Below are 552 nucleotides of genomic sequence, written 5' to 3'. Positions count from 1 at the left end.
TAGCGTTACTTTTCGAAAAAAATAGCAAATGACCCAATCTGAGCTCATAATTTTAAATTTTACAGAAATAAGGAGAAGAAGTATAAAACTTTGGAATGGACTACCTGAGAAATATTATAATTGGAAACCTGACGAAAAAGCAATGAGTGCGTCAGAAATGATAAGACACGTTTTGGAGGCTGATTATGGATGGAATCTTATTATTAACCAAGGTGATATGACAAATTATAAAACACCTTGGGAAAACCGACCATTCATTAGCGTTACTGATGAACTTGAATTTGCCGAACCTTATAGAAAAACATTTATAGAAAGTGTACGGCAATTTTCGGATACGGAATTAAACGAAACCGAAATCATTCATCCAGGGAACGGAGAAAAGAAAATACTTGGAAAATATTTATTACGGATCGGATATCACGAATCAGTTCACGCAGGACATTTTTTGTCGTATTTAAGAGCAATGAAAATTGATAGACCAAACATATGGGATTGAAAAAACACTACAGCCAATCGAATGGATGGCTCCGCCATCAAATGACGGAGTACCCC

Annotated in this window: 1 protein-coding gene; it reads left to right on the top strand. The window is 35.5% G+C overall.

Annotation, left to right across the window (positions count from 1 at the left end):
• Nucleotides 1-28: 28 nt before the first annotated feature.
• Nucleotides 29-496 carry a DinB family protein gene (locus B4Q04_RS22400; protein ID WP_088698132.1) on the top strand — a complete coding sequence of 156 codons (468 nt, stop codon included), beginning with the start codon at nucleotides 29-31 and terminating at the stop codon, nucleotides 494-496.
• Nucleotides 497-552 lie beyond the last annotated feature (56 nt).

This window comes from Zobellia sp. OII3 (assembly GCF_002211465.1).
In the GTDB taxonomy this organism is placed as follows: domain Bacteria; phylum Bacteroidota; class Bacteroidia; order Flavobacteriales; family Flavobacteriaceae; genus Zobellia; species Zobellia galactanivorans.
This window is presented reverse-complemented; position numbering and strand designations above follow the sequence as displayed.

Coding starts and splice junctions, on each gene's coding strand:
- B4Q04_RS22400 (WP_088698132.1), top strand. CDS start 29: ATGACCCAATCTGAGCTCATAATTTTAAATTTTACAGAAATAAGGAGA.